Annotated in this window: 4 protein-coding genes and 1 pseudogene; 1 reads left to right on the top strand and 4 read right to left on the bottom strand. The window is 63.4% G+C overall.

Annotated features, from left to right (window positions below):
• From I0Q12_RS02025 to I0Q12_RS02015, 3 genes and pseudogenes are all read right to left on the bottom strand, one after another.
• Positions 1 to 221: pseudogene (locus tag I0Q12_RS02025) on the bottom strand (hypothetical protein); the annotation flags it as partial.
• A 31-nt stretch (positions 222 to 252) separates the two neighbouring features.
• Positions 253 to 1,146 (bottom strand): ABC transporter permease, encoded by an 894-nt coding sequence (locus tag I0Q12_RS02020; RefSeq protein WP_197250366.1) that lies wholly within the window; start codon positions 1,144 to 1,146, stop codon positions 253 to 255.
• A complete protein-coding gene (locus I0Q12_RS02015; protein ID WP_197250365.1) occupies positions 1,143 to 2,096 on the bottom strand; it encodes an ABC transporter permease in 954 nt (317 codons plus the stop codon). Before I0Q12_RS02015 ends, I0Q12_RS02020 begins: the two co-directional genes overlap by 4 nt.
• Before the next feature lie 761 nt (positions 2,097 to 2,857).
• Between I0Q12_RS02015 and I0Q12_RS02010 the strand changes: the two genes are divergently transcribed.
• Positions 2,858 to 3,466 carry an MBL fold metallo-hydrolase gene (locus I0Q12_RS02010; RefSeq protein ID WP_197250364.1) on the top strand — a complete coding sequence of 203 codons (609 nt, stop codon included), beginning with the start codon at positions 2,858 to 2,860 and terminating at the stop codon, positions 3,464 to 3,466.
• A gap of 15 nt (positions 3,467 to 3,481) precedes the next feature.
• On the opposite strand, the gene I0Q12_RS02005 is transcribed toward I0Q12_RS02010, so the two are convergent.
• A partial coding sequence (locus tag I0Q12_RS02005; RefSeq protein ID WP_197250363.1) for a sialidase family protein occupies positions 3,482 to 3,954 on the bottom strand: 473 nt, incomplete at its 5' end.

The following is a 3,954-nucleotide window of genomic DNA, read 5'->3' as shown; positions in this document are numbered from 1 at the left end:
ACCGGGGAGTTGGCCCAGGAGTTGGCAATCACGGCGGGGTCGAGGCTGCGCGGCTCGGCCTGCTCGATGATCAGTCCGGTGCCGCCGTCAATCGGGTCGCCGGCGGCACCGGCCGTGGTAGCGGAGGAGGGGCTGTCTCCGCTACCACAAGCGCTGAGCATGAGCGTGAATGCAACGCAGCCCGCTGCGATCGCACATCGTCTGGAGATCATCATGGTCATTTCTGATTCGTGGTACGGGACGTCGGTCGGGTCAGTCCTGCATGGTGCGGTCGAACTTCAGACGAAGGTGATCGCCGACCTGGTTCAGGGCGTAGACGGTGAAGAAGATGACCATCGACGGGACGAAGACGATGTGCGGTGACGTCGCAATCGAGGACTTGCCGTCGTTGATCATGCCGCCCCAGCTGGGCTGCGGCGGCGGCAGGCCGAGTCCGAGGAAGCTGAGCGAACCCTCGGCGACGATCAGTGCGGCGATCACGATGGGGAAGAAGGCACCTAGTGCCGGGAGGACGTTCGGCAGAATCTCCTTGATGAGAATCCTGGGGTTGCTCGCACCGAGATTCTTTGCTGCGCGCACGAACTCGCGTGACGACCAGGAGATCGTCGTGGCGCGCGCCAGGCGAATGAAGGACGGAATGGTGACCAGGGTCAATCCGATGAGAATCGTCTGAACACTCGGGGTGAGGATCGAGGACAGGGCGAGCAGCAGGATCAGCGGCGGGAAGGCCAGCATCGCGTCCGCGACGAGCGAGATGACGGAGTCGGTCTTTCGCCCGAAATACCCGGCGATCATGCCGAGCGTGGTCCCAACGATCAGACCGGCAAGGCCGGCGATCGTCCCGACCACGAGCGACACCCGTGCTCCATAGATGCAGCGAGAGAGGAGGGACCTGCCGTAGCTGTCGGTCCCCAGCCACAGGTCGACCGAACTGAAACTGGGAGCAAGCCTCGAGGCGCCGACAGGTTCCGCGTAGTCGGCGATGGGAAGGAAGTTTGCCGTGATCGCGAGGACGATGACCAACGCCAGCCAGAAATACGCCGTACCGACGATGATCGAGGGCTTCTTCTTCTTGACCTTGACGACGGGCTTCTCGACTGCGACTCGAGTCTCTGGAACATGGTCCAGAGGGGGACTGATGGTCATGCGCGAACCGCCTTGCGAACTCGTGGATCAAGGAATCCGTAACTGAAATCGACGAGCATGTTGACGACGACGTAGACGAGAGCCACGAACACCACGATGCCTTGGACAGTGATCACGTCACGGAGGGTGATGGACGACGACACCAGCTGTCCGAGACCGGGTAGTCCGAAGAGGATCTCGACCACGACAGTTCCACCAATGAGGCGTCCGAGGCTGATGCCGGCCAGCGTGATCAGGGAGAAGGAGGAGGGGCGTAGCGCATGCCGGAACGTGACGTATCGCTGGGACATTCCCTTGGCGCGAGCCGCAGCGACGAAGTCCTCCCGTAGTGTGCTGACGAGGTCGGTGCGGAGTAGGCGCTGGAAGGTCGCGATCTCCACGAATGCAATCGCGAGTGCCGGTAGGAATGCGCTCTGCAGGTTCGCGCCGAGTCCGTCCCCGAGCCGAGACCAACCGGACACCGGGAACCAACCCAGCTTCAATGCGAAGAAGTAGATGAGCAGGGGGCCGGCGATGAACGCCGGGACGGCAAGGAACACCGATGAGATCGCGCTGATGCCCCGGTCGACGGGCGTTCCGGCGGTCGCCGCGGCGATCACGGCGAGGATGATGGCGATCGCCAGGGCCATGAACAGCCCCAGCAGTGCCAGCTCGAGGGTGACCGGTAGCCGGTCGAGAATTGCCTGGGTGACGTCTTGGCCGGTCAGTGGTGACGTGCCGAGGTCCCCGGTGAGGGCGGACCCGAGCCAGTCGACGTACTGCTTCCACAGCGGCTGATCGAGGCCGAGTTCCGCGTTCAGCTCGGCGACGGCCTCCGGAGTGGAGTTCTCGCCCAGGATCACCTGAGCAGCGGATCCGGGCGCCAAGCTGAGCAACGAGACGGCGGCCACCGTCACCAGGAAGAGCACGAGCAAACTTCGCCCTGCCCGTTTCGAAAGTGTGAGCACCATCGTGTTCGCTGGCCTTTCCATAGTGGTGCATGGAATGTCGTGTGTTGTGCGTGTGCGTGCTGGGTGCGGGTTCCGCCGTGGCGGACCGCGATGCGTGCGGTCGAGGTTCCGAGTGTGGCGTGCAATACGCCAACCGGATCTCTGTGTTCTGGATCTCTCCGTTGACTAAGTATACTAAGTGTTCGATTACGACTTGCAAGCACGAATTTTTCGGGTCTGCAGGCAGCTGGGTCGTGTCCCGGACCGGGCGGTCGGCTCGTTGCCGCACACCTCGCGGAAAGGGCGTCTCTCTGTTGTTGTGGATCAGCCTGGTGTGCAGTGAAATTCGTCGAATTGCCCCACTTGGTTGGCGTAGTAGGGGCGAGTAGGGTCCGAGTGGGGGCCGCGACCGGAGCGGCCGCGGGACATCGGGCCCCGTCGTCCCGTCCTGTTGCTCCTCACCTCTGTTGATAGGTGGTATCAATGTCGACAATCGTCCTGGGGAACGCTCGGGTGGACCGCGTAGCTGAGCAGTCGCTCCCGGTCTCCCTGGGCCTCCTCACCGAAGACTGGGAGTTCCTCGAGCGTCGTATCGCCCGGCTCCCCGCCGGCTTCCTCGACAAGGAGTCGAACTCCTTTGCGTTCTCGAGTCACACCTGGGTGCTGAGAATCGACGGGTTGACCGTGCTCGTCGACACCTGCACCGGAAACGGTCGCACAGGACTGGGCCACTACTTCGACGGTTTGGACATTCCGTTTCTCGAGCGACTCGCTGCGGAGGGGTGGCGGTCGAGGACGTCGACATCGTGTTCTGCACCCATCTGCACCACGATCACTGCGGCTGGAACACGACGCAGGTCGACGGCGCCTGGGTACCGACCTTCCCCAATGCGACCTACCTGTTCGTCGACGAGGAGTACCGGCGCTGGGATACGTCGGGATCGGACCTGCACCCCAACGATTTCAATCCCAGCACCTTCGACGAGTGTGTGCGCCCCATCGTCGCTGCAGGGCAGGCCACGATCGTGGCCACGCCGTTCACCGTGGCTCCCTGCCTGACCATCGAAGCCGCGCCGGGCCACACCATGGGCCACGCCCTGTTGCGCCTCGAGTCCGACGGAGTCGTCGGATACTTCAGTGGCGATGCCTTCCATCATCCGGTCCAGCTGACGCGCCCCGAGCTCCACCTTCCGGGCTGCGACGATCTTGCCGCAGCCATCGCCGCCCGACGGGATCTGGTGCGGCGCGCGCTGGGCGAGGGTGCGTTCCTCTTCCCCGCACACTTCCCCGCACCGCACTACGGCCGCCTGGCGGTCGACGGTGACGAGGTGTGCTTCCTGCCTGGTGGTGCTCCGGAGGTCAACTCGACGGGCGCCGTCATCGGACACTGATATCCCGAAATCCGATCACTGTCCGGAACTGGATCGGACAGAAGCAGTGCCCGAACACTGATGGAACTGTTCGGGCACTGCTTCGTCGGTTTGTCGTCCGGCGGTTCCCTCGCCGGCCAGCGGAAGTGAAGACAAGTCCGGACAGGGGATGACAACTGTCTCATTCGCCGTCTGGGCCCACAGATCGGTGGTGCCTGGGCATCCGAGGCGGTTGAACGCGGTGTAGAAGGTGCCGGCGGAGTCGACCGCCAAGTTCGGATCCCCACAGAACGGTCGGTCCCCGTTGGGGAACTCGGTCCGTGTCCAGTTCTTACCACCGTCATTGGAGAAGGCGGAGTAGCACTGGAACTCCCCGACCTCACCAGGAAGGGCGGTGCTGGGGATGTGGTTCGCAGAGATGTACACAACGTTGTTCGGGTTGGCCGGGTTCACCGCGATCACCGGCTGACCGTTGAGCCTGGTCGGATCGTTGGTGACGTTGATCTCGG

The organism is Rhodococcus sp. CX (genome assembly GCF_015865005.1).
Lineage (GTDB): Bacteria > Actinomycetota > Actinomycetes > Mycobacteriales > Mycobacteriaceae > Rhodococcus.
This window is presented reverse-complemented; position numbering and strand designations above follow the sequence as displayed.

Coding starts and splice junctions, on each gene's coding strand:
- I0Q12_RS02020 (WP_197250366.1), bottom strand. CDS start 1,146: ATGACCATCAGTCCCCCTCTGGACCATGTTCCAGAGACTCGAGTCGCA.
- I0Q12_RS02015 (WP_197250365.1), bottom strand. CDS start 2,096: ATGGTGCTCACACTTTCGAAACGGGCAGGGCGAAGTTTGCTCGTGCTC.